Origin of the sequence: Pedococcus sp. 2YAF34, from assembly GCF_052114585.1 — a bacterium.
In the GTDB taxonomy this organism is placed as follows: domain Bacteria; phylum Actinomycetota; class Actinomycetes; order Actinomycetales; family Dermatophilaceae; genus Pedococcus.
On the sequence record NZ_JBFRFA010000004.1, the window covers coordinates 49,715 to 71,945 of the forward strand.

21 protein-coding genes are annotated in these 22,231 nt (G+C 72.7%); 6 read left to right on the forward strand and 15 right to left on the reverse strand.

What is annotated here, in order from left to right:
- Nucleotides 1-5: 5 nt before the first annotated feature.
- From ilvN to AB4Z02_RS03675, 6 genes are all read right to left on the reverse strand, one after another.
- Nucleotides 6-518 (reverse strand): acetolactate synthase small subunit, encoded by a 513-nt coding sequence (gene ilvN, locus AB4Z02_RS03650; protein ID WP_056884111.1) that lies wholly within the window; start codon nucleotides 516-518, stop codon nucleotides 6-8.
- A 5-nt stretch (nucleotides 519-523) separates the two neighbouring features.
- A complete protein-coding gene (locus AB4Z02_RS03655; RefSeq protein ID WP_441969537.1) occupies nucleotides 524-2,380 on the reverse strand; it encodes an acetolactate synthase large subunit in 1,857 nt (618 codons plus the stop codon).
- Between the two features lie 343 nt (nucleotides 2,381-2,723).
- Nucleotides 2,724-4,439, reverse strand: a complete 1,716-nt coding sequence (gene ilvD, locus AB4Z02_RS03660; protein ID WP_441969367.1) for a dihydroxy-acid dehydratase — start codon at nucleotides 4,437-4,439, stop codon at nucleotides 2,724-2,726.
- Nucleotides 4,440-4,497: 58 nt separating this feature from the next.
- On the reverse strand, nucleotides 4,498-5,022 hold the full coding sequence (locus tag AB4Z02_RS03665) for a SixA phosphatase family protein (protein ID WP_441969369.1): 525 nt from the start codon (nucleotides 5,020-5,022) through the stop codon (nucleotides 4,498-4,500).
- 111 nt (nucleotides 5,023-5,133) lie between these two features.
- Entirely contained in the window at nucleotides 5,134-7,197 is a 2,064-nt protein-coding gene (locus tag AB4Z02_RS03670; protein WP_441969371.1) for a YhgE/Pip family protein, read from the reverse strand.
- Nucleotides 7,197-7,814, reverse strand: coding sequence for an ATP-binding cassette domain-containing protein (locus tag AB4Z02_RS03675; RefSeq protein WP_441969373.1), 618 nt, complete (start codon nucleotides 7,812-7,814; stop codon nucleotides 7,197-7,199). Before AB4Z02_RS03675 ends, AB4Z02_RS03670 begins: the two co-directional genes overlap by 1 nt.
- An 85-nt stretch (nucleotides 7,815-7,899) precedes the next feature.
- Here AB4Z02_RS03675 and AB4Z02_RS03680 point away from each other — a divergent pair, with 85 nt between their 5' ends.
- Both AB4Z02_RS03680 and AB4Z02_RS03685 read left to right on the forward strand, forming a co-directional pair.
- Nucleotides 7,900-8,601: a TetR/AcrR family transcriptional regulator gene (locus AB4Z02_RS03680; protein ID WP_441969375.1), complete on the forward strand. Its 702-nt coding sequence runs from the start codon at nucleotides 7,900-7,902 to the stop codon at nucleotides 8,599-8,601.
- Between the two features lie 10 nt (nucleotides 8,602-8,611).
- Complete coding sequence (locus AB4Z02_RS03685) at nucleotides 8,612-9,721, forward strand: PLP-dependent cysteine synthase family protein (RefSeq protein WP_441969377.1); 1,110 nt, start codon at nucleotides 8,612-8,614, stop codon at nucleotides 9,719-9,721.
- Nucleotides 9,722-9,724: 3 nt separating this feature from the next.
- Here the strand turns inward: AB4Z02_RS03685 and AB4Z02_RS03690 are convergent, their stop codons facing one another.
- From AB4Z02_RS03690 to AB4Z02_RS03700, 3 genes are all read right to left on the reverse strand, one after another.
- Nucleotides 9,725-10,009 carry a MoaD/ThiS family protein gene (locus AB4Z02_RS03690; protein WP_441969379.1) on the reverse strand — a complete coding sequence of 95 codons (285 nt, stop codon included), beginning with the start codon at nucleotides 10,007-10,009 and terminating at the stop codon, nucleotides 9,725-9,727.
- Nucleotides 10,006-11,091 carry a WD40/YVTN/BNR-like repeat-containing protein gene (locus AB4Z02_RS03695; protein WP_441969381.1) on the reverse strand — a complete coding sequence of 362 codons (1,086 nt, stop codon included), beginning with the start codon at nucleotides 11,089-11,091 and terminating at the stop codon, nucleotides 10,006-10,008. Before AB4Z02_RS03695 ends, AB4Z02_RS03690 begins: the two co-directional genes overlap by 4 nt.
- 86 nt (nucleotides 11,092-11,177) lie before the next feature.
- On the reverse strand, nucleotides 11,178-12,104 hold the full coding sequence (locus AB4Z02_RS03700; protein WP_441969383.1) for a 2-hydroxyacid dehydrogenase: 927 nt from the start codon (nucleotides 12,102-12,104) through the stop codon (nucleotides 11,178-11,180).
- Nucleotides 12,105-12,143: 39 nt separating this feature from the next.
- On the opposite strand from AB4Z02_RS03700, the gene AB4Z02_RS03705 reads away from it, so the two are divergent.
- Both AB4Z02_RS03705 and AB4Z02_RS03710 read left to right on the forward strand, forming a co-directional pair.
- Nucleotides 12,144-13,364, forward strand: a complete 1,221-nt coding sequence (locus AB4Z02_RS03705; protein WP_441969385.1) for a PQQ-dependent sugar dehydrogenase — start codon at nucleotides 12,144-12,146, stop codon at nucleotides 13,362-13,364.
- A gap of 186 nt (nucleotides 13,365-13,550) precedes the next feature.
- Nucleotides 13,551-15,605: a fibronectin type III domain-containing protein gene (locus tag AB4Z02_RS03710; protein WP_441969387.1), complete on the forward strand. Its 2,055-nt coding sequence runs from the start codon at nucleotides 13,551-13,553 to the stop codon at nucleotides 15,603-15,605.
- A 78-nt stretch (nucleotides 15,606-15,683) separates the two neighbouring features.
- Here the strand turns inward: AB4Z02_RS03710 and gatB are convergent, their stop codons facing one another.
- From gatB to gatC, 3 genes are all read right to left on the reverse strand, one after another.
- Nucleotides 15,684-17,225: an Asp-tRNA(Asn)/Glu-tRNA(Gln) amidotransferase subunit GatB gene (gene gatB / locus AB4Z02_RS03715; RefSeq protein ID WP_056884110.1), complete on the reverse strand. Its 1,542-nt coding sequence runs from the start codon at nucleotides 17,223-17,225 to the stop codon at nucleotides 15,684-15,686.
- 5 nt (nucleotides 17,226-17,230) lie between these two features.
- Complete coding sequence (gene gatA / locus AB4Z02_RS03720) at nucleotides 17,231-18,748, reverse strand: Asp-tRNA(Asn)/Glu-tRNA(Gln) amidotransferase subunit GatA (protein ID WP_441969389.1); 1,518 nt, start codon at nucleotides 18,746-18,748, stop codon at nucleotides 17,231-17,233.
- Between the two features lie 84 nt (nucleotides 18,749-18,832).
- Nucleotides 18,833-19,129: an Asp-tRNA(Asn)/Glu-tRNA(Gln) amidotransferase subunit GatC gene (gene gatC, locus AB4Z02_RS03725; RefSeq protein WP_056883564.1), complete on the reverse strand. Its 297-nt coding sequence runs from the start codon at nucleotides 19,127-19,129 to the stop codon at nucleotides 18,833-18,835.
- A gap of 160 nt (nucleotides 19,130-19,289) precedes the next feature.
- On the opposite strand from gatC, the gene AB4Z02_RS03730 reads away from it, so the two are divergent.
- Nucleotides 19,290-19,643, forward strand: a complete 354-nt coding sequence (locus AB4Z02_RS03730) for a hypothetical protein (protein ID WP_441969392.1) — start codon at nucleotides 19,290-19,292, stop codon at nucleotides 19,641-19,643.
- Between the two features lie 61 nt (nucleotides 19,644-19,704).
- Here AB4Z02_RS03730 and AB4Z02_RS03735 read toward each other — a convergent pair whose 3' ends face one another.
- The 3 genes from AB4Z02_RS03735 to AB4Z02_RS03745 form a co-directional block, all read right to left on the reverse strand.
- A complete protein-coding gene (locus AB4Z02_RS03735) occupies nucleotides 19,705-20,709 on the reverse strand; it encodes a WXG100 family type VII secretion target (protein WP_441969394.1) in 1,005 nt (334 codons plus the stop codon).
- The gene (locus AB4Z02_RS03740; protein ID WP_056883561.1) at nucleotides 20,709-21,005 is read right to left on the reverse strand and encodes a type VII secretion target; all 297 of its coding nucleotides are present in this window, start codon (nucleotides 21,003-21,005) and stop codon (nucleotides 20,709-20,711) included. Before AB4Z02_RS03740 ends, AB4Z02_RS03735 begins: the two co-directional genes overlap by 1 nt.
- Nucleotides 21,006-21,119: 114 nt before the next feature.
- Nucleotides 21,120-21,560, reverse strand: a complete 441-nt coding sequence (locus AB4Z02_RS03745; protein WP_056883560.1) for a YbaB/EbfC family nucleoid-associated protein — start codon at nucleotides 21,558-21,560, stop codon at nucleotides 21,120-21,122.
- A gap of 88 nt (nucleotides 21,561-21,648) precedes the next feature.
- Here AB4Z02_RS03745 and AB4Z02_RS03750 point away from each other — a divergent pair, with 88 nt between their 5' ends.
- Complete coding sequence (locus AB4Z02_RS03750) at nucleotides 21,649-22,218, forward strand: hypothetical protein (RefSeq protein ID WP_056883559.1); 570 nt, start codon at nucleotides 21,649-21,651, stop codon at nucleotides 22,216-22,218.
- Nucleotides 22,219-22,231 lie beyond the last annotated feature (13 nt).

Sequence of the window (22,231 nt, forward strand, 5' to 3'; positions counted from 1 at the left end):
CGGGGTCAGGCGCTGCGCAGGGCCCGGTCGGTGATCGAGCGCGAGCCGCGCCCGATGGCCACCATGCCCGACTGCACGAGCTCCTTGACCCCGAAGGGCTCGAGGACCTCGAGGAAGGCCGCGAGCTTGTCGCGGTTGCCAGTGACCTCGATCGTCAGGGTGTCGCTGGCGACGTCGACGACCTTGGCCCGGAAGAGCTGGACGGTCTCCAGGACGTGGCTGCGGCTGTGCAGGTCGGTGCGCACCTTGACCAGGAGGATCTCGCGCTGGACCGACGCGGTCGGCTCGAGCTCGACGACCTTGAGCACCTCGACGAGCTTGTTGAGCTGCTTGGTGACCTGCTCGAGCGGGAGGGCCTCGACGTCGACCACCACCGTCATCCGCGAGATCTCGGGGTGCTCGGTGGGACCGACCGCGAGCGAGTCGATGTTGAAGCCACGTCGGGAGAACAGGGCGGCGATCCGCGCCAGGACTCCGGGCTTGTTCTCCACCAGGACCGAGAGGGTGTGCTTGCTCATCGTGGTCACTTCCCGTCCCTGCGCTCGGTGCCGTCGTTGCCCTCGGGCTGCGCGGTGGCCTCGTCCTCCTCGCGATCCCACTGCGGGGCCGTGTCCTTGGCGACCTGGATCGCGTCGTTGCTCACGCCCGCCGGCACCATCGGCCAGACCATCGCGTCGCGGTGGACCACGAAGTCGATGACGACCGGTCGGTCGTTGATCTCCATGGCGGCCCTGATCGTCGCGTCGACGTCCTCGGGACGCTCGCAACGAAGTCCCGCGCAGCCATACGCGTCTGCGAGCTTGACGAAGTCGGGGATGCGGCTGCCGACGGAAGTGTGCAGGTCGGTGTTGGAGTAGCGCTCGTTGTAGAACAGCGACTGCCACTGGCGCACCATGCCCAGGCTGCTGTTGTTGATCACCGCCACCTTGATCGGGATGTTGTTGATGACACAGGTCGCGAGCTCCTGGTTGGTCATCTGGAAGCAGCCGTCCCCGTCGATGGCCCACACGGTGCGGTCCGGCTGGGCGACCTTGGCGCCCATGGCGGCCGGCACGGCATACCCCATCGTGCCGAGGCCGCCGGAGTTGAGCCAGGAGTTGGGGCGCTCGTACTGCACGAACTGCGCCGCCCACATCTGGTGCTGCCCCACGCCGGCGACGTAGATCGACTCGGGGCCGCTGATCGCACCGATGCGCTCGATGACGTGTTGCGGCGCAACGGTTTCCCCACCTTCGGGGGTGGAGTAGCCGAGCGGGAAGTCGGCCTTCCACGCCGCCGTCTGCTCACGCCAGGCGGTGTAGTCGCCCATCGTTCCGGCCGCATGGTCGGCGGACACCATCTGGGTGAGGTCCTTGACCACCTCGAGGACGTCGCCGACGATCGGCACGTCCGCGACACGGTTCTTGGAGATCTCGGCCGGGTCGATGTCGGCGTGGATCACCTTGGCGTGCGGGGCGAACGTCGACAGCTGCCCGGTGACCCGGTCGTCGAACCGCGCCCCCAGGGTGATGAGCAGGTCGGACTTCTGCAGGGCCGTCACGGCGGCGACGGACCCGTGCATGCCCGGCATCCCGAGGTGCAGCGGGTGGCTGTCCGGGACCGCGCCCCGAGCCATCAGCGTGGTGACGACCGGGATCTGCGTCAGCTCGACGAACTCGCGCAACGCGTCGGAGGCGCCGCTGCGGATCACGCCACCCCCGACGTAGAGCACCGGCCGCTCGGCTGCGGCGATGAGACGGGCCGCCTCACGGATCTGCTTGGTGTGCGGACGCGCCACCGGGCGGTAGCCCGGCAGGTCGAACTTCGGGGGCCAGCTGAAGGTGGTGCGGGCCTGGAGTGCGTCCTTGGAGATGTCGACGAGCACCGGTCCGGGGCGGCCCGTCGAGGCGATGTGGAACGCCTCGGCCACGACGCGGGGGATCTGCGACGCGTCGGTGACGAGGTAGTTGTGCTTGGTGATCGGCATCGTGATGCCGCGGATGTCGGCCTCCTGGAAGGCGTCGGTGCCGATGGCCGCCGAGCTCACCTGGCCGGTGATCGCGACGACCGGGACCGAGTCCATGTAGGCGTCGGCGATGGCCGTGACGAGGTTGGTCGCCCCCGGGCCGGAGGTCGCCATGCAGACGCCCACCTTGCCCGTCGCGCTGGCGTAACCCTCGGCCGCGTGGCCGGCGCCCTGCTCGTGGCGCACGAGGATGTGGCGCACCTTGACCGAGTCGAGCAGCGGGTCGTAGGCGGGGAGGATCGCGCCACCCGGGATGCCGAAGACCGTGTCGACCTCCATGGCCTCGAGCGCGAGGACCAGGCTCTGCGCGCCGGTCACCTCGACCGGCTCGTTCGCCCGCGCCTGCTGCTTCGCCTGCTGGGCCTTCTGGGCCACCTGGGACGGGCTGGGGGCCGTCGTCCTCGTGTCGCTCACGTCTGCACCGCTTTCGGTTCGGTCTGGCTCTGCGTGCTGGTCCTGCTGGTTTCGCTCACACTGGTTTCGCTCACACCGGTTTCGCTCACAAAAAAGCCCTCCAGTCCCGGCACGGGACAACGGAGGGCAGCGCGCTGGCCCTGTCTGCCAGGGCCTGCGCGCTAGGGAAGTACGAGAATTCGTGCCACACGAGCACTCTCCACCCGCCCCTTCGCAGTGTCAACGCGCGAGACGACCGGTCTCGCGATCCGGACCTGTCGTCTCAGTCACAGGTCAGGACCGCCGAGCCGGTCAACCGCAGGGGTCAGCCGCAGACGGCGCCGCCGCTGGCACTGCCCACGAGCTTGCGGTATTTCGCGAGCACACCCCGGGGGTACCGCGCCGCGGGCGGCTCGAACCCCTCGGCGCGGCGCGCCAGCTCGGCCTCGTCGACGTGGACGTCGAGCAGCCCGTTGGCGACGTCGAGGGTGATCCGGTCCCCGTCGCGGACGAACGCGATGGGGCCGCCGTCGACGGCCTCGGGCGCCACGTGGCCGACGCACAGGCCGGTGGTGCCACCGGAGAACCGCCCGTCGGTGAGCAGCAGGACGTCCTTGCCCAGCCCCGCGCCCTTGATGGCACCGGTGACGGCGAGCATCTCCCGCATACCCGGTCCGCCCTTGGGGCCCTCGTAGCGGATGACGACCACGTCGCCGGCCTTGAGCGAGCCCTCTGCGACGGCGTCCATGGCGGCACGCTCGCCGTCGAAGACACGAGCCGTGCCCTCGAAGACGTCGGAGTCGAACCCGGCCGACTTCACGACGGCGCCCTCGGGGGCGAGCGAGCCCTTGAGGATGGTGATGCCGCCGGTCTTGTGGATCGGTTCCTGCATGGCGCGCACGACCTTGCCGTCGACGTCCGGGGGCGCGATGTGGGCGAGGTTCTCGGCCATCGTCCTGCCCGTCACCGTGAGGCAGTCGCCGTGCAGCAGGCCGGCGTCGAGCAGGGCGCGCATGACGACAGGCACTCCCCCGACACGGTCGATGTCGGTCATCACGAACTGGCCGAACGGCTTCACGTCGGCCAGGTGCGGGACCTTCGAGCCGATGCGCGCGAAGTCGTCGAGGGTCAGGTCCACCTCGGCCTCGTGGGCGATCGCGAGCAGGTGCAGGACGGCGTTGGTCGATCCGCCGAACGCCATGACGACGGCGATGGCGTTCTCGAACGCCTCCTTGGTCATGATGTCCCGGGCCGTGATGCCACGGCGCAGCAGCTCGACGACCGCCTCGCCGGACTTGCGGGCGAAGCCGTCGCGCCGACGGTCGGTGGCCGGCGGCGCGGCCGAGCCGGGCAGCGACATGCCGATGGCCTCGGCGACCGAGGCCATCGTGTTGGCGGTGTACATGCCGCCACAGGCGCCCTCGCCCGGGCAGATGGCGCGCTCGATGGCGTCGACGTCGGCGCGGGACATGAGGCCCGCGGCGCAGGCACCGACGGCCTCGAACGCGTCGATGATCGTCACGGTCTTCTCGCTGCCGTCCGACAGCTTCGCGATGCCGGGCAGGATCGAGCCGGCGTAGAGGAAGACCGAGCTGAGGTCCAGGCGCGCGGCTGCCATGAGCATGCCGGGCAGCGACTTGTCGCAGCCCGCGAGCAGGACCGAGCCGTCGAGCCGCTCGGCGTTCATCACGGTCTCCACCGAGTCGGCGATGACCTCGCGGCTGACCAGGGAAAAGTGCATCCCCTCGTGGCCCATGGAGATGCCGTCGCTGACCGAGATGGTGCCGAACTCCAGCGGGTAGCCGCCTGCGGCATGCACCCCGTCCTTGACGGCCTTGGCGAGCCGGTCGAGCGACAGGTTGCACGGCGTGATCTCGTTCCACGAGCTGGCCACCCCGACCTGGGGCTTGACCCAGTCGTCATCACCCATGCCAACCGCGCGGAGCATGCCGCGGGCGGCGGTCTTCTCGAGGCCGTCGGTGACGTCGCGGCTGCGCGGCTTGATGTCGACGCCGGTGGTGGGGGGCTCGGTGGTCGTCATGGCTGCATCCTAGGACCGCGGTCCAGCACGTGGGACGCCGGTCTCACGTGGCGAGCCGTCAGCCGCGCGCGACGTGGCAGCGCTCGAGGGCGGCCGCGCCGAGGGCGAGGTCGTCCCACGAGCCGGCGTAGCGGAGTACGGCGACGGTGCTCGTGGGGAAGCCGGCGGCGAGGCAGTCGTGGGCTGCGGTCGAGCCGTTGCCGTCGGCCAGGCCGCTCGCCAGCGCGGCCATGGTCGGGTTGTGCCCCACCACGAGCACCACCTGGGCCTCCCCCGCGCTCTCCCGCACCGTACGCAGCACCGTCTCGACGCCGCCGGAGTACAGCGACCCCTCGTAGGCGACGCTCTCCCCGCACGCACCGCCCATCTCGGCCTCGACCCAGGTCTGCCGGGTCCGGGTCGACGTGGAGCAGAGCACGAGCTCGGGGCCCAGCTCGTGCTCGTGCAGCCACGCCCCGATGGCACGTGCGTCGCGGCGGCCCCTCATCGTGAGCTGCCGCTCGTGGTCCGGGGTGCCGAGGTTCTGCTCCGCCTTGGCGTGCCGGACCAGGATGAGGACCTTGTCATCGCCGGCGCGGGTCATGAGTCGAGCATGGCCCTCCCGGGCCCCGACAGCCAGTCAGGACCTGCGCGAGAACCCTCGAGCGTGAGGCCGGCAGGGCGCGGGGCCCGACCGGCCGACCGTCGTCACGGGCTACAGGGCGAGCTCGGGCTTGATGCGCAGCGCGGACCACCGGCCGGCATTGCGCGCCGCCCACGTGGACACAAGGAACGCGCCGACGAGGTATGCCGCCAGGACCGCGAGGTCGAGCGCCAACGGCCCGAGCGACCCGCCGTACATGAGCCTGCGGATGCCGTCGACGGCGTAGGACATGGGCAGCACGTGGTGGAGCGGGTGCAGCGGCGTCGGCAGGGTCTGCCACGGGAAGGTGCCGCCGGCGCTGACCAGCTGCACGACCATGAGGACCAGGCCGAGGAACTTGCCCGGCGCCCCGAGCCTGGCCGCGAGCGCGTGCAGCACCATGACGAACGTGGCCGACACCGCCATCATGAACGCCACCAGCGCGACGGGGTGGGCTGCCGAGATGCCGACACCGCGCATGACGACGGCGTAGACCAGCACGGCCTGGACCAGTCCGAGCAGAGCCGGGGCGAGCCAGCCGCCGAGCGCGCTGCGCCAGCTGGGCTGACCGGTGGCGAGTGCCCTCGACGAGAGCGGCTTGACCAGCAGGAAGAGCACGTAGGCACCGATCCACAGCGACAGGCTGAGGAAGAACGGGGCGAGGCCGGCGCCGTACGTCGCTGCCGAGGCGAGTGAGCTGCCCTGCACCCCGACCGGGTTGCCGAGCGTCTGCGCCACCGCCTTGCGCTGCGCCGCACTGGGATCGGGGATGGAGGAGAGACCCTTGGCGAGCCCGTCGTGCAGCTTGGTGGCGCCGGCGGAGAGCCGGTCGAGCCCGTCGGCGAGGTCACCTGCGCCGGAGCGCAGGCGGTTCGCGCCGTCCAGGGCGTCCTGCTGGCCGGCCGCCAGCCTGCTCGCACCATCGGCCAGCGCCCGGTTGCCGTCGGCCAGGTCGTGCGCACCGGAGGCGAGGTCCTGGCTGCCGGTCGCGGCCTGGTGGATCCCGGTGTGCAGCGGTCCCGCGGCGGCGGCCAGGCGGTCCGCCCCGGCGGCCACCTGCTGCGAGCCGGTCGCCAGCTGGTCGAGCTGCCCGGAGGCGGCCTGCACCCGGGTGTTGGCGTCGGTGAGAGGGCCGCTCAGCTGGGTGGCGGCGTCGAGCACCTGCTGCACCTGGGCGTCGGTGAACCCTGCCGCGCGCAGGCGGGTCGCCAGGTCGCCCTGGGCCGAGGTGAGGGTCGAGACGAGCTGCCCCGACGCGGTGGCGGCCTGCTTGCCTGCGGTCGCGACCTTCGCGTTGCCGTCGGCGACCTGGTGGGCACCGGTGGCCAGCGCCCTGGTGTCGGCGGGCAGCGAGGCGGTGCCCCGGTCGAGCCGGTCGAGGCCGGACTGCAGCTGGTCGGCCCCCGCAGCGAGGGACTGCGCGCCGTCGGCCGCTCGGATGGCCCCGGCGGAGAGGTCGTGTGCCCCTGCGACGAGCTGCTGCTCCCCCGTCACGAGCTGGTCGGCCCCCGCGCGCAGCTTCGAGGCGCCGGTGTCAGCGCTCTCGAGGCCGCCGGCGAGGTCGCCCGAGCCCTTGACCGCCTCGGCGACCTTGTCGTGGATGGTCGCGAACCCGACGAGCAGCTGGCTCGCCGCGGTCGAGCTGACCTGCGAGGCCACGCTCTTGGTCACCTGGGCGACGAGCTGGTTGGCGATGGTGCGGGCAAGGTAGTTGTTGGCGTCGTTGGTGAGCACCTGCAGCTGGGCCTGCTTCGGCGTGAACCGGGCGCTGGACGCCAGGTCTGCCGAGAAGCTCGCCGGCACGACCAGGGCGAAGTCGTAGTCGCCGTCGTCGACACCCTGCCCGGCGCTCGCCCGCGACACCCGGTGCCACCCGAAGCTGTGCGACCTCACCAGCTCGGTCGCCACCTGGTCGCCGACCTCGAGCCGCTCACCGTTGGCCAGGGTGGTGCCCGTGTCCTCGACGACGACCGCCGCGGGGACCCGGTCGAGGTTTCCGTACGGGTCCTTGTTGGCGTAGAGGTACAGGCCGCCGTAGAGCGTGGGCACGAGGACGAGGGCCGCGAGCGCGGCGCGCGGGAGGCGGCCCGCCGTGACCCGCCGCAGCTCGGTGAGGGCGAGGCGCAGGGCGGTCATCACGCCACCCCCAGCTCGAACGTGGCCGACGGGGCGGCGAGCTGGCGCGCGGTCGCGTGGGTGACCTGGACGACCACGGTGAGCCCCTCGGCGGCGAGGCGCTCGGCCGCGGAGTACCACGACCGGGGGTGCCCACCGAAACGGTCGGGAGCAGCCACGACGAGGACGCGCGTGGCTGCACGTGCGGCCGCCACGTCCATGAGCAGCAGGGTGCGCTCGGACGGCTCCAGCCCCTCGAACCGCCCCCGGCCGTCGTCGATGTCGTGGGCGCCGAGGAAGGCGCGCGTCGCGGCCCGGCTCGCCGGACGGCCCGCCAGGGCGAGCTGCTCGGCCATGGCTGAACGAACGCTGACCGCGTCCTCGGGGGCCGTGACGTCCGGGACGTCGACGAGCGCCACGTGCCGGCGCCGCAGCCCCTCGTCGGGGTCGCCGTCCACGGTGACCTCACCCTCGGCGAGCGCCACCCGGCCACCCAGCGCGAGGGCCAGGGCGACGTGGCCGTGCCCGGGGTCGCCGGCGACGAGGGTGACCCGGCCGGGGCGGGCGGTGAGCGAGGTCGGCAGCAGCAACGGGCCGTGCAGGCCCGCGACGCTGACGTGGTCGGCGATGAGCTCCATGCGATCTGCCTTCTCCGGTGCAGCCTCGAGGGGCCGCACCTTTCGATACACAACTGTATTCGATACAGAAGTGTATTCTTCGTGCATGCCGACCGCCAGCCGGGACGCCGTGAGCCGCACCACGCCGCACGACGCATCCCCACCCGACGCCCTCCCCCTCAGCCCCCGGCGACGCGCCACGCGGGCGAGGCTCATGGCCGCGGCCGAGGAGGTCTTCGCCGAGCGCGGTTTCCACGGCGCCAGCGTGGAGGACCTGTGCGAACGGGCCGACTTCACCCGCGGCGCCTTCTACTCCAACTTCGCCTCCAAGGACGAGCTCCTGCTCGAGCTCTACGCCCAGCACGCCGCACGCCTGCACGCCCGCGTGGCCGAGGTGGCCGAGACGCCGGGGCTGTCGCTCGAGCAGGTCCTCGAGGCGGTGTTCGACGTGTGGACCGACGACCCGGAGGCGCGGCGGCGCTGGCACCTGCTGACGAGCGAGTTCGCCCTCCACGCCCTGCGCGACGACCAGGCCCGGGTGGCCTGGGCGAACCTGCAGCGCACCCTGCGCGAGGAGCTCGCCGAGGTCGTCGACCGCATCGCGCAGGCCCAGCACCTGCGCCCGGTAGTCGCCAGCACCGAGCTCGTGCGGCTCATCGGGATCGTGCTGCACGGCGGGCTGGAGCAGCACCTCCTCGACCCGGAAGCCGTGCCGCCCGGGTCGCTGGAGCGCAGCTTCCTCCCCCTGCTGGTGCGGGCCGCCACGGACGGGACCGCAGCGGACCGAGCGGCACGCACCGACCGCTAGCCTCCTCTGCATGGAGCAGCCGCCCCCGATCCTGGACGTGATGGCAGCGACCCCGACCGACCGGGCCTGGCTCGACGAGGCCGTCCGCCGCATCCAGGCCGACGCCAACCGCAGCGCCGACACCCACCTCGTGCGCGTGCCGGTCACGGGGCTGCTGGACGTCGACGTCTATCTCAAGGACGAGTCCACCCACCCCACGGGGAGCCTCAAGCACCGGCTGGCGAGGTCGCTGTTCCTCTACGCCCTGTGCAACGGCGAGCTGCGCGAGGGCACCACGGTGATCGAGGCCTCCAGCGGCTCGACCGCGGTCAGCGAGGCCTACTTCGCCCGCATGCTCGAGCTGCCGTTCATCGCGGTCATGGCCCGCAGCACCAGTGCCGAGAAGATCGCCCTCATCGAGCGGGAGGGCGGCCGCTGCCACCTCGTCGACGACGCGGGCGAGGTCTACGACGTCGCCCGGCGGCTGGCCGCCGAGCTGGGCGGCCACTACCTCGACCAGTTCACCTACGCCGAGCGCGCCACCGACTGGCGCGGCAACAACAACATCGCCGAGTCGGTCTTCGAGCAGATGGCCTTGGAGCGCCACCCCGTCCCCCGGTGGGTCGTCGTGGGCGCCGGGACCGGCGGCACCAGCGCGACCATCGGTCGCTACGTGCGCTACCGCGGGCTCGCCAGCCAGGTCTGCGTGGTCGACCCGGAGCACTCTGCGTTCCTGCCGGCGTTCCGCGCCGACGAGGCCGGGGTCGCCGGCGCCTGCGGCTCCCGGATCGAGGGCATCGGTCGCCCCCGCGTCGAGCCCAGCTTCGTGCCGACCGTCGTCGACCGCATGATGCTCGTGCCGGACGCCGCTTCGGTGGCGGCCATGCGCTTCCTCACCGAGCGCACCGGCCGCCGGGCCGGCGCCTCCACCGGCACCAACCTGTACGGCGTGCTGCGCCTCGCGTGCGAGCTCAGCAGCCGCGGGGAAGGCGGCAGCATCGTCTCCCTGCTGTGCGACGGGGCGGAGCGGTACGCCGCGACGTACAACGACGACGCCTGGCTCGCCGAGCGCGGACTGGACCTCGCGCCCTACACCGCCGTCCTCGAACGGGCCTGGGACGAGGGCGTCTGGATCGGCTGAGCCTCAGCCGCCCGACACGGCGTTGATGACGTGCACGGTGGCCTGCGGGCCGACCGGCGTCTGCACGCCCTCGGCCCGCTTGGCGTCCTCGCCGTCGACGAAGACGTTGACGTGCCGCCGGATCTGGCCGCGCTCGTCCCGCACGCGCGAGGCGAGGATCGGCCACGGGCCGAACGCCGTGTCGAGGACCTCGGCGAGCGTCGCCGGGCCCTCGAGCTCGACGGGCAGCTCGGACGCCCCCTCGGCGAGCTCGCGCAGCAGCCCGGGGAGCACCACCCGCGCCGTCACCGCAGCGTCACCGCCCGGACGCAGAGCACGTCGGGCAGCTGCTCGGCGATGCGGGTGAACGAGTCGCCGCCGTCGAGGGAGGCGAAGACGTCACCGTTGCGGGTGCCGAAGTAGAAGCCCGGCTCGTCGTGCTGGTCGGTCCCCGCGGCGTCACGCAGGACGTTGGTGTAGCTCGGGTGGGGCAGGCCGGTGTCCTGGGTGCGCCAGGTCGCACCCGCGTCGTCGGTGCGCTGGACCTGCAGCACCGCGCCCGGGGGGATGCGCTCGCCGTCGGAGGCGATGGGCACGAGCCAGAGGCTGTCGCCCTGCGCGGGGTTGGCCACGGCGGTCATGCCGAAGTTGGTCGGCAGCCCGGCCTCGATCGAGGTCCACGTGACCCCGTCGTCGTCGGAGCGGTAGACGCCACGGTGGTTCTGCGCGTAGAGGCGCGTCGGCTGGGCGCTGTCACGGGCCACCTTGTGGACGCACTGGCCGAACTCCGGCCACTCGTCGTGCGGCATGAAGTAGGCGTGGATGCCCTTGTTGCCGGGCGTCCACGACTGGCCGCCGTCGCGGGTGTTGTAGACACCGCCGGCGCTCATCGCCACCAGCATCGAGCCGGCGTCGGTCGGGCTGGGCAGCACCGTGTGGATGGCGCCCCCGCCTGCGCCGTCGCCCCACTGCGTGCGGTGCGGGTGGTCCCACAGCCCGCGGTTGAGCTCGAAGGTCTCACCACCGTCCTCGCTGCGCCACAGGGCGTGCGGCTCGGTGCCGGCCCAGACCACCTGCGGGTCGTGCGGGTCGGCGACCAGCTGCCACGTGGCCTTGAGCGCCGTGTCGGTGTCCTCCGGGAACCTGATCGAGCCCTCGGGGTGCTCGACCCACGTGGCCCCGAGGTCGTCCGAGTGCTGCAGCGACGGGCCCCAATGCGAGGAGCGGAACCCGACCACCATGCGCGGTGTCTCCCGCCGGGTGTCGAACAGGAGTGAGAGGACCTCGCTCATGAGGAAGTGCGGTCCGTCGAGCTCCCACCGGCGACGGTCGCTGCTGCGGGCGAGCCACAGCCCCTTGCGCGTCCCGATGCCCACGATCGTTGTGTCCATGCGCCCCATGCTGGCACTCCTCGCTCTCGACGACTACGTCCTTCGAGGTGGACTCGCCCGGTCGCGGAAACTCATCGCGTCGCTGCTCAGGCGCCCCGCACGAGGTTGCGCAGCGGGCGCCCCGCGGCGTACGCCCCGAGCTGCTCGCGCAGCAGGCGCACTGCCCGCGGCATGAACGCGGTGGACGCCCCGCCGACGTGGGGGCTGATGATCACGCCCGGGGCGGACCACAGCGGGTGGCCCTCGGGCAGTGGCTCGGGGTCGGTGACGTCGAGGGCGGCGCGGAGCCTCCCCGCCTCCAGGTGCCGCACGAGCGCGTCGGTGTCGACGACGCCGCCACGGGCGACGTTGACGAGCAGTGCACCGTCGGGCATGGCGCTGAGGAACGCGTCGTCCACGAGCCCCGCGGTCGCGTCGCTCAACGGCACGATGACGACGACGACGTCGTGCTCCGGCAGCAGCGAAGGCAGCTCGTCCACCCCGTGCACCGAGCGCACGAGCTCGTCGCCCGCGCGTGCGCGGCTCGCGACCGCGGTGAGCTGCACCTCGAACGGCGTGAGGCGGGCTGCCACGGCGCGGCCGATCGAGCCGTACCCCAGGATGAGCACCCGCTTGTCGGCCAGAGCCGGGTGGATGGCCGACGGCAGCCACCGGCCCTGCTGCTGCGCCGCGTGGAACGCCGGGAGGTCGCGCAGCGAGGCCAGGGCCAGGGCCACGGCCAGCTCGGCGGTCGAGGCGTCGTGAACGCCCGCGGCGTTGGCCAGGGCCACGCCGTCGGGCAGGAGCCGCTGCACGTCCTCGTAGCCGGCGGTGAGCAGCTGCACGAGCTCGAGCGAGGTGGCGTACCGGATCGCCGGCATGCGCGGACCGGCGCCCATGTAGGGAGGCACGACGACCTTGACCTCGTCGGCGCGCTCGGGTGGGCCGTCCATCTCCCACACCACGAGCTCGAGCCCGGGGACCGGCCCGACCGCGTCGACCCAGTCCTGCCCCGGCAGCGTCACGAGCGTCATGCGCCCACGCTAACCGGTGGTCGTCGAGCACAATGGGGTATGCCGCACCGAAGGGACGCGTCCTCCGGGCACCGACGAGCCGGGCTCGTCGCGCCGGTCGCACTCGCCGTCGTCCTCGGTGTCGGCGCGTGCAGCGGGGGCCCCGGTGCCGAGGGGTCCCTGACGGCGCCGGTCGTGAGCTCGTCGTCCGGCAGCTCGCCCGGCACCACCGCGCCCGCGACGTCGGCGCCCTCCGGTGGCACGTCCTCGGGGCCGACGAGCCCGTCGGCGAGCCCGTCGTCGCCGGCCCTCTCGCCCCGTCGGTCGATCGTGGCCCGCGACCTCGACGTGCCGTGGTCGACCGCGTTCCTGCCCGACGGCTCGGCGCTGGTCACGCTGCGCGACCGGGCCCACCTGCTGCAGGTGCGCGACGGCAGGCCACCGGTCGACCTCGGCCGGGTCGGCGGGGTGGTCCCGGGTGGCGAGGGCGGTCTGCTCGGGGTGGCGGTGTCGCCCGCGTTCACCAGCGACCACACCGTCTTCCTCTACACGACGGCTGCGCAGGACAACCGCGTCGTGCGGGTGACGTTCGAGGGCGGCCGGACCACGAGCCAGCGCGCCATCCTGACCGGCATCCCCAAGGCGCGCAACCACAACGGGGGGCGGCTCGCCTTCGGGCCGGACGGCTACCTCTACGTGACCACCGGTGACGCCGGCCGGACGCAGCGCGCGCAGGACCGGTCCTCGCTCGGGGGCAAGATCCTGCGGGTCACCCGCGACGGCAAACCCGCGCCGGGCAACCCCTTCCCGGGGTCGCCCGTGTGGAGCTACGGCCACCGCAACGTCCAGGGCATCGCCTGGGCGCCGGACGGCACGATGTACGCGAGCGAGTTCGGGCAGAACACCTGGGACGAGCTCAACCGCATCGAGCCGGGGCGCGACTACGGCTGGCCGGTCGTCGAGGGCCGGGTCGGCCGGGAGGGGTACGTCGACCCGCTGCTGCAGTGGCCCACCTCCGACGCCTCCCCCAGCGGCATCGCCTGGGCCGACGGAGCGGTCTGGATGGCAGCTCTGCGGGGCGAGTCGCTGTGGCGCATCCCCGTGTCCGGCGGGCGCGCCGGCGACCCGCAGCGCCTCCTGCACGGCCGGTACGGGCGGCTGCGCGACGCCGTCCTCGCCCCCGACGGCCGCCTGTGGGTGCTCACGAACAACACGGCGCGAGGCACCCCGGCCGCCGACGACGACAAGCTCCTCGCCTTCCCCCTGCGCGACCTCGGCTGACCCTGCCGCGCCGGCCCGCACGGCCACGCCATACCGGCGCAAAGCGGTCACGACCGAGGTCTCCCCCAGACGGTGGAGCCGGGCCTACAGCAGCAGGGTCGTGTGGTCGTCCTCCTGCAGGGGTCCAATCCATTGCAGGCGCAGACCGCGCCCTCGTGGACGCAGGGACTCGGACGGGACAGGGACATGAGCAGGAGCCGCAGCAGCAGCAGGGGGACCACCAAGGCCTGGCGGCAACGGTGGCGCGTGGGCGCCCTCGTCATGGCACTCGTGGGCGGGGGCCTCGCGTCCACGGCGACGCAGGCGGTGGCCTCGGTCGCCCCGGACGCGCCGACCAACGTCGTCGCCACCGCCGGTGACGGCCAGGCCACGGTGACCTGGACCGCCCCCGCGTCCGACGGCGGGGCAGCCATCACGTCCTACAAGGTCGCCGCCCAGCCGGGTACGGCGTCCACCATCACGGGCACGGAGACCACGGCGACCGTGACCGGCCTGACCAACGGGGTCACCTACACCTTCACGGTGAAGGCGACCAACGCGGACGGCCTCACCTCCGTCGCCAGCGCCAAGAGCGACCCGGTCGTCGTGGGCGGCGGCACCCCCGCCACCAACCCCGACCCGCCCACCGGCGTGACCGCCACGGCAGGCGACTCCATGGCCACCGTCAGCTGGACCCCGCCGGCCAACGACGGCGGCGCTGCGATCGAGAGCTACATCGTGGCGAGCCAGCCCGGCAGCACCACGTTCCCCGTGGACGGCACGACGACGTCGACCGACTTCACCGGGCTGGCAAACGGCACCGCGTACACCTTCACGGTCCGCGCCGTGAACTCGGTGGGACGGTCCCTGCCGAGCGCGCCGAGCGCTGCCGTGACCCCCGGTGGGCCGGCTTCGCCACCCGACGCGCCCACGAACGTCGTGGCCACCGCCGGGGACGGTCGCGCCACCGTCACGTGGACGGCACCGGCCTCCAACGGCGCAGCGATCCAGCACTACCGCGTGAACGTCCAGCCGGGCGCCCTGTCGTACGACACCCTGAGCCCCGCGACGACGGCGGACTTCACCGGTCTCATCAACGGCACGACCTACACGTTCACCGTCAAGGCCTACAACAGCGCGGGGGCCTCGCCCGCCAGCCTGCCGAGCAACCCCGTCACCCCCGTCGCGGCCCCCAAGACCGCGCCCGGCGCCCCGACCGGCGTCACCGCGACGGCCACGGGCAACACGGCCACGATCCGCTGGAGCGCCCCGGCCTCCGACGGCAACAGCCCGGTCACGCAGTACCGCGTCACGGCCAGCCCCGGCGGCACGAGCACCGTCGTCGCGGCCCCGGGCCTGACGACGAAGCTCAACCTCTTCGGCGGCACCTACCGGTTCGTCGTCCAGGCCGTGAACTCGGTCGGCCCCTCCGCGCCGAGCACGGCAAGCAACAGCGTCCACAGCGTCGCCACGGTTTGGGGCGACCTGGACGGCGACGGCAGGTCGGACATCCTCGCCCGCAAGCCCAACGGCGAGCTGTGGCTCTACAGCGGCAGCGGCACGGGTCACTTCGGCAGCCCGGCTGCCCGGCGGATCGCGATCGGCTGGCAGGTGTACGACAGGATCTTGTCCCCGTCGGACTTCGACGGTGACGGCCGCGGCGACGTCATCGCCCGCAAGCCCACCGGCGAGCTGTACCTCTTCCGGGGCAACGGCAAGGGCGGGTTCCTCAGCTCGGCCCCCACCCGCATCAGCGTCGGCTGGCAGGGGCTCGACCGGCTGGTCTCACCCGGTGACTTCAACGGCGACGGCCACACCGACATCATCGCCCGCAAGCCCACCGGCGAGCTCTACCTGTTCACCGGCAACGGCAAGGGCGGGTTCACCTACCCGGCCTACCGCCAGATCAGCAAGGGCTGGCAGGGCCTGGACCGGCTCGTCTCACCCGGGGACTTCAACGGCGACGGCCACACCGACATCATCGCCCGCAAGCCCACCGGCGAGCTCTACGTCTTCACCGGCACGGGCACCGGCACCTTCACCAGCCCCGCCTACCGGCAGGTCACCAGCGGCTGGCAGGCGTTCGACCGGCTGCTGTCGCCGGGCGACTTCAACGGTGACGGCCACCCGGACGTCATCACCCGCAAGTCCTCCGGTGCGCTCTACCTCTACACCGGCAACGGCAGGGGCGTCTTCACCAGCCCGTCCTACCGGCAGATCGGCAACGGCTGGGGCATCTACGACATCCTCTCGGGCGGCTAGGCACGAACGACGGAGCCACCCCCACGCGACGTCGTGGGGGTGGCTCCGTGGTGTCCGGGGTGCTACGGCGTGGTGGGGTCAGCTCGCGCCGAGCTTGGCGAGGATCATCTCCCGCGCCTTGCCGGCGTCGGCCTGGCCGCGCATCTCCTTCATCACCTGGCCGATGAGCGCGCCGGCAGCCTGGACCTTGCCGTCGCGCACCTTCTGGGCGACGTCGGCGTTGGCCTCGATGACCTTGTCGACCGCCGCCTCGAGGGCGCCGTCGTCCTGGACCAGCTCGAGCCCCCGGGCGTCGGCGACCTCGGTCGGGGTGCCCTCGCCGGCGATGACGCCGTCGAGCACCTGGCGGGCCATCGAGTCGTTGAGCCGGCCCTCGCGGACCAGGCCGTCGAGCTCGGCGATGTGGGCCGGGGTGACGTTGAAGTCCTCGACGGAGCGGCCCTCGGCGTTCGCGCGCCGGGCCAGCTCGCCGGTCCACCACTTGCGGGCGCCGGCGGGGGTGGCGCCCGCTGCGACGGTCTCCTCGATGAGTGCCACGGCGCCCGCGTTCATGACATCGCGCATCTCGAGATCGCTGTAGCCCCAGTCGGACTGGAGGCGCTTGCGACGCTCACCGGGGGGCTCCGGAAGGGTCTGGCGCAGGGCCTCCACCGTCTCGCGCGTCGGGGCGACGGGCACCAGGTCGGGCTCGGGGAAGTAGCGGTAGTCCTCCGCGTCCGACTTCTCGCGGCCACTGGTGGTGACGCCGGTGTCCTCGTGCCAGTGGCGCGTCTCCTGGGTGATCTTCTCGCCGCGGTCGAGGACGGCCGCGTGGCGGGTGATCTCGTAACGGACGGCGCGCTCGACGCTGCGCAGCGAGTTGACGTTCTTGGTCTCGGTGCGCGTGCCCAGCGGCACCGCTGCCTGCTCCTCGCTGGTCGCGTTGCCCACCTTCGGGCGCAGGGAGACGTTGGCGTCGCAGCGCAGCGAGCCCTGCTCCATCTTCACGTCCGAGACGCCGAGGGCGCGCAGCAGCTCGCGCAGCGCGCCGACGTAGGCCTTGGCCACCTCGGGCGCCCGCTCCCCCGCCCCGGTCAGGGGCTTGGTGACGATCTCGATGAGCGGGATACCGGCGCGGTTGTAGTCCACGAGGGAGTACTCGGCGCCGTGGATGCGGCCGGTGGAGCCACCGACGTGCAGCGACTTGCCGGTGTCCTCCTCCATGTGGGCGCGCTCGATCTCGACGCGGTAGGTCGTGCCGTCCTCGAGCTCCACGTCGAGGTGGCCCTCGTAGGCGATGGGCTCGTCGTACTGCGAGGTCTGGAAGTTCTTCGGCATGTCCGGGTAGAAGTAGTTCTTCCGGGCGAACCGGCACCACGACGCGATCTCGCAGTTGAGCGCCAGGCCGATGCGGATGGCCGACTCGACGGCCTTGGCGTTGACGACGGGCAGCGCGCCGGGCAGGCCGAGGCAGACGGGGCAGACCTGGCTGTTGGGCGCGGCGCCGAACTCCGTGGCGCAGCCGCAGAACATCTTGGTCGCGGTGTTGAGCTCGACGTGGACCTCAAGGCCCATGACGGGGTCGTAGCGCTCGAGCGCCTCGTCGTAGTCGACGACGGCCTCGGTGACGGCGGTGGCCATCAGGGTCACGCTCCCTTCGCGGAGAGTTCGGGGGCCCGGGTCAGCAGCGGGGCACCCCAGCGGTCGTTGAGCATCCGCTCGAGGGCCGAGCCCACGCCGTACAGGCGCTGGTCCTGCGTGGCAGGGGCGAGGATCTGGATGCCGGTCGGCAGGCCGTCCTCGTCGGCGAGGCCGCTCGGCAGGGACATGCCGGGGACGCCCGCGAGGTTCGCCGGGATGGTCGCGACGTCCTGGAGGTACATCGACATGGGGTCGTCGAGCTTGTCGCCGAGCTTGAACGCCGTGGTCGGCGCGGTCGGGCTGACCAGCACGTCGACCTTCTCGAACGCGGCCGAGAAGTCGTTGGCGATGAGCCGCCGCACCTTCTGTGCCTGGCCGTAGTAGGCGTCGTAGTAGCCGCTGGACAGGGCGTAGGTACCGAGGATGATGCGGCGCTTGACCTCGTCGCCGAAGCCGGCGTCGCGCGTCGCCGCCATGACCTGCTCGGCGCTCGGGTCGTCGACCCCCTCGGGCAGGACGCGCAGGCCGTAGCGCATGGCGTCGAACTTGGCGAGGTTGGACGACGCCTCGCTCGGCAGGATCAGGTAGTAGGCGGCGAGCGCGTAGTCGAAGCTAGGGCAGCTCACCTCGACGACCTCGGCCCCGGCCTCCTGCAGCAGGGCGACGGACTCGTCGAACCGCGCGCGGACACCGGCCTGGTAGCCCTCGCCGCCGAGCTCCTTGATGACCCCGACGCGCAGGCCCTTGACCTCGGCCCGGCGGGCGGCCTCGACCACAGCCGGGACCGGCGCCTCGATCGACGTCGAGTCCAGCGGGTCGTGGCCGCCGATGACCGAGTGCAGCAGGGCCGCGTCGAGGACCGTGCGGGTGCACGGGCCGGCCTGGTCGAGGCTGGAGGCGAGCGCGACGAGCCCGTAGCGCGAGACGCCTCCGTAGGTGGGCTTCACGCCGACGGTGCCGGTCACCGAGGCGGGCTGGCGGATCGAGCCACCGGTGTCGGTGCCGATGGCCAGGGGGGCCTCGTACGCCGCGACGACCGCCGACGAGCCACCGCCCGAGCCGCCGGGGATCCGGGTGAGGTCCCACGGGTTGTGGGTGGGCCCGTAGGCGGAGTGCTCGGTGGAGGAGCCCATGGCGAACTCGTCCATGTTGGTCTTGCCGAGGATCGGCATCCCGGCCGCGCGCAGCTTCGCCACGAGCGTCGCGTCGTACGGCGGGACCCAGCCCTCGAGGATCTTCGAGCCGCACGTGGTCGGCAGGCCCTTGGTGGCCATGACGTCCTTGACGGCGATGGGCACGCCGGCGAGGACGTGGACCTCCTCGCCGGAGGCGCGGCGCTGGTCGACCTCGCGGGCGGCGGCGAGCGCCCCCTCGCCGTCGACGTGGAGGTAGGCGTGCACGTCGCCGTCGACCGCGGCGATGCGGTCGAGGTGGGCCTGCACGACCTCCACGGAGCTGAGCTCCCCGGAGTCGAGGGCGTGGGCGAGCTCAGCGGCGCTGGAGCGGGTGATGTCGGGGTTCACGAGTGGGGGTCCTTCGTCGGTCGCGAGGGCGCGAGTCGGTCGCGGCGTGGCGCGAGGCGGGTGCGGGTGCGGCGTGGACGCCGCTCAGTCCTCCGCGAGGATGCGCGGCACGGAGAACCGCTGCTGGTCCTGCTGCGGCGCGCCCGCGAGGGCGGCCTCGGCACCGAGGGAGGGGCGGACCTCGTCGGGCCGGGTGACGTTGGTGAGCGGCAGCGGGTGCGACATCGGCTCGATGTCCCCTGCCGCCACCTCCTGCACCTTGGCGACGGATTCGAGGATGACGCCGAGCTCCCCGACCATGCGGTCGAGCTCGGCGTCGGAGAGGTCGATGCGGGCGAGGCCGGCGAGGTGGGCGACGTCGTCCCGGGACAGTGCGGACATGGGGGCCAGTCTAGGGGCGACCCCAGCACGGTCCTGCCCCGCGGCTGTCCGCTTCGTCGGCGCTCGCCCCGGTTCGTCACCGGGCGTCCGGGTCGTCCCCGCCGTGGCACGATGTCCGCGGCACCACGGACCGGCCGTGGGCAGGTCCGGCAGGAGACAGATGCGCGCGGTGGCGAAGGTGGCCGTCCACGGCAGCGACTGGGTGGGCGTCGCACTCACCGTGGCGATCCTCGCGCTCGTGCTGGGCGTGACCGCCTGGGTCGAGCTCGTCGTGTGGCGCGCCGTCGTCCGCGCGGTGCGGGCCCGGGACCCGTGGCAGCCGTTCCTGCCCGACGAGCTCGGCCGCTACCAGTTCGCGAACGGCCGCTGGTCCTCGCTGCGCGCGACGGAGCGTCGCGGCGGCCTCGCCCTCGTGTGGAGGTGGGTCTTCACGGCCCTGGTCGTGCTCACCGACTGGTTCGTGCTGGGCGTGCTCGTGTGGTTCTTCTGGCGCTGGATCCTGCCGAACCTCTGAGCGACCTCCGAGCGGCCTCTGAGCGGCCTCGGCCGGCGCGACGACCTGCGCGCCGCGCGGCCTACTGCTCCTCGTCGTCCTTCTCGGGCACCTGCTCCCGCGCGTTGTTGAAGATCCAGTCGCGGACGTTGTAGGGCAGGTCCTCCTTGGCGTCGTGGAGGTTGCGGCGGCCGGTGTTGCGGACCGTCTCGGGGAACGTCGCCCGGTGGTCCCCCGGCGGGTCGGCCGGGTCGTGGGGAGGCCGCGGCCGGTCGGGGCTCCCCGGGGCGCGGTGGCGACCGGTGGGCGGGGCCTCGTTGGGGCGGATCTTGCCGAGCATGGACTTGATCTGGCGCAGGCCGTCCTTGAGGAGGGCCACGAGGCGCTCGAGCTCGCGGCTGGAGCTGACCAGGGCGTCGATCTTCGTCGAGCAGCGCCCCACCACCGAGGCGACGCGGGTGCTGGCCTGCTCGACGACCAGCGGCGTGGCCAGGCCCAGGCTCAGGGTGAGCTCCGCGGCGTAGCTGATCAGGGCGCCGACGAGCTCGGACAGGACGTCGCGCACGAACCCGTGGACGAAGCCGACCAGCGCGGCCGCGGCCTCGAGCGAGCCGGCCACGCCGTCGCACTCCTGCTTCATGGTGTCGGTGACGGCCTTGAGCTTGCGCGCCTCGCCCCGGTAGGCGGCGACGGCGGCACCTGACATCAGGCCCAGGTCGGCGTCGAGGCGGTGGATGAGGCTGTCGGAGACGGAGACGAGCTGGGAGGCGACGTTGCTCCACGTGCCGGCGTAGGCGGCGACACCCTCGGGGTTGCCGGCCAGGTCGTCGAACCAGCCCTTGATCGGCTCCAGGTGGTCGATGAGGAAGCCCAGACCCGCGGCGATGAGGCTGCCGAGCGGGTCGGAGACGGTCGCCGCTAGGTCCAGGGCCGTCGAGACGGTCCCCAGACCCGCGGAGACCCAGTCGCCGTTGGCGAGCGAGTCGCACGTGCCCACCACGCTGTCGAGCAGTCCGGCGCCGGAGAACGCCCCGCGCTCCTCCTCACCCGCGACCAGCGACGCGGGCCCGATCTGGGTCTGTCCCATCAGTACACGTCCTTCATGGTGAACGTGACCGACTCGTCGTCGTGGTCGTACTGGCGCGCCACCGAGCGCAGCGCCTCGGCGGCGGAGGCGAACTCCTCCTGCAGCTTCCCGAGGGTCTCGTGGTGGGCCTCTCGCTGGCCCGTGAACACCTCGGCGAGCCAGCCGACGATCTTGCCGAAGTCGTCGCCGCCGAGCGTCGTGCCGGTGGCCGACGAGCACCGCTGCAGGTCGTCGGCGAGGAAGTCCACGGACTTCGCGTGCTCGCGAAGGGTGTCGGTGTCTACGTCGATGGCCATGCTGGTTCCCCCTGCGGTGTGGCTGTGGTGTGGCGGTATGGCGTCGTGGTGCGGTTGTGGTGGTGCGGTGGAGCTAGCGGGTACCGGGTGGTGCGCGCCCGGCGGCGGTCGGGCTCAGCGGCCCCAGTTGATGTCGGCGCCCGGCAGCCCCCGGCTCGGCGCGTCCGGGTCCTCGAGGGACCCGAAGCGACCGGTCACCTCGGCCCGCATGCGGTCGGTCGTGCTGGACTCGGCGCCCCACTCCTGCTCGGAGGCCTCCATGACCTTGCGACCCACGTCGCGCTGGGCCGCCTTGACCGCCTCGACGACCAGGGCCGCCACCTCACGCCCCCCGCGCTGCGCGGCCTGGTCGGAGACCTCGAGGTCGACCAGCATCCCCGACACCTCGACGGTGGCACTGACGGCTCCGCGGTCGGCGCTGCCGTGGCCGCGCAGGGCGTCGATCTCCTGCCTCCAGGCTGTGGCGCGGCGGGCCTTCTCGATCGCCTCCTGCGTCTGGCGGGCGATGGTCTCGCGGGCGGCGTCGGCCGACGAGTAGTCCGGAATGGTCCCCATGGTGGACGAAGGTAGCGCAGCGGACAGTTGGGGCCAACGGGGAGAACTCCCCATCCCGGCGACCCCCTCCGGTGTCTACGATCGAGCCATGTCCAGCGACCTGCGTCGTCCCTCCCGCACCGAGCGCGTCGTGGTGCGGACGCCCTGGCCGCTGCTGTGGATCGGTGGCCCGGCCGCCGCCGCCCTGTGGGTGGGCATGCTGGCCGCAGTCCGGCTTGCCGTCACGGAGGGCGACTGGATGGCGCCCTTCCGCGGGTCGGGCATCGGGGCCGTCGGCAGCGTCATCGGCTGGCTCATCGTGGCCGTGCTGCTCGTGGTGCTGCCCGTGGGCGTCTGGTACGCCGCGTCGTACCGCGAGGTCCTCGACGCCGACGGCGTGCGCCTGCGGGTGGGGCGCCGCCGCACCGACACCCCCCGGGAGCAGGTCGTCTCGGTCCACTACGTCGGGGCCTCCTCGGTCGACGGCCGCCAGCGGCCGTCCCGGGTCTTCGTCATGGCGCAGGGGCAGAAGCAGCCGGTGGCCCGGTTCACCGCTCGCGACCGGGGGTGGGAGCGTGCCGTCGGCGTCCTGGCGCAGTGGCTCATGGAGCGGCCCGAGCTCGCCGCCGACGCCCGCACCCGCGACTTCTTCGCACCCCATCTCGGCGACCGGTCCTGACGACCGGTCCTGC

Coding starts and splice junctions, on each gene's coding strand:
- AB4Z02_RS03670 (WP_441969371.1), bottom strand. CDS start 7,197: ATGACCGCCCTGCGCCTCGCCCTCACCGAGCTGCGGCGGGTCACGGCG.
- AB4Z02_RS03685 (WP_441969377.1), top strand. CDS start 8,612: ATGGAGCAGCCGCCCCCGATCCTGGACGTGATGGCAGCGACCCCGACC.
- AB4Z02_RS03745 (WP_056883560.1), bottom strand. CDS start 21,560: ATGGGGACCATTCCGGACTACTCGTCGGCCGACGCCGCCCGCGAGACC.
- AB4Z02_RS03750 (WP_056883559.1), top strand. CDS start 21,649: ATGTCCAGCGACCTGCGTCGTCCCTCCCGCACCGAGCGCGTCGTGGTG.
- AB4Z02_RS03680 (WP_441969375.1), top strand. CDS start 7,900: ATGCCGACCGCCAGCCGGGACGCCGTGAGCCGCACCACGCCGCACGAC.
- ilvD (WP_441969367.1), bottom strand. CDS start 4,439: ATGACGACCACCGAGCCCCCCACCACCGGCGTCGACATCAAGCCGCGC.
- gatC (WP_056883564.1), bottom strand. CDS start 19,129: ATGTCCGCACTGTCCCGGGACGACGTCGCCCACCTCGCCGGCCTCGCC.
- AB4Z02_RS03665 (WP_441969369.1), bottom strand. CDS start 5,022: ATGACCCGCGCCGGCGATGACAAGGTCCTCATCCTGGTCCGGCACGCC.
- gatB (WP_056884110.1), bottom strand. CDS start 17,225: ATGGCCACCGCCGTCACCGAGGCCGTCGTCGACTACGACGAGGCGCTC.
- AB4Z02_RS03675 (WP_441969373.1), bottom strand. CDS start 7,814: ATGGAGCTCATCGCCGACCACGTCAGCGTCGCGGGCCTGCACGGCCCG.
- AB4Z02_RS03700 (WP_441969383.1), bottom strand. CDS start 12,104: ATGACGCTCGTGACGCTGCCGGGGCAGGACTGGGTCGACGCGGTCGGG.
- AB4Z02_RS03735 (WP_441969394.1), bottom strand. CDS start 20,709: ATGGGACAGACCCAGATCGGGCCCGCGTCGCTGGTCGCGGGTGAGGAG.
- AB4Z02_RS03705 (WP_441969385.1), top strand. CDS start 12,144: ATGCCGCACCGAAGGGACGCGTCCTCCGGGCACCGACGAGCCGGGCTC.
- ilvN (WP_056884111.1), bottom strand. CDS start 518: ATGAGCAAGCACACCCTCTCGGTCCTGGTGGAGAACAAGCCCGGAGTC.
- AB4Z02_RS03740 (WP_056883561.1), bottom strand. CDS start 21,005: ATGGCCATCGACGTAGACACCGACACCCTTCGCGAGCACGCGAAGTCC.
- AB4Z02_RS03710 (WP_441969387.1), top strand. CDS start 13,551: ATGAGCAGGAGCCGCAGCAGCAGCAGGGGGACCACCAAGGCCTGGCGG.
- AB4Z02_RS03695 (WP_441969381.1), bottom strand. CDS start 11,091: ATGGACACAACGATCGTGGGCATCGGGACGCGCAAGGGGCTGTGGCTC.
- AB4Z02_RS03730 (WP_441969392.1), top strand. CDS start 19,290: ATGCGCGCGGTGGCGAAGGTGGCCGTCCACGGCAGCGACTGGGTGGGC.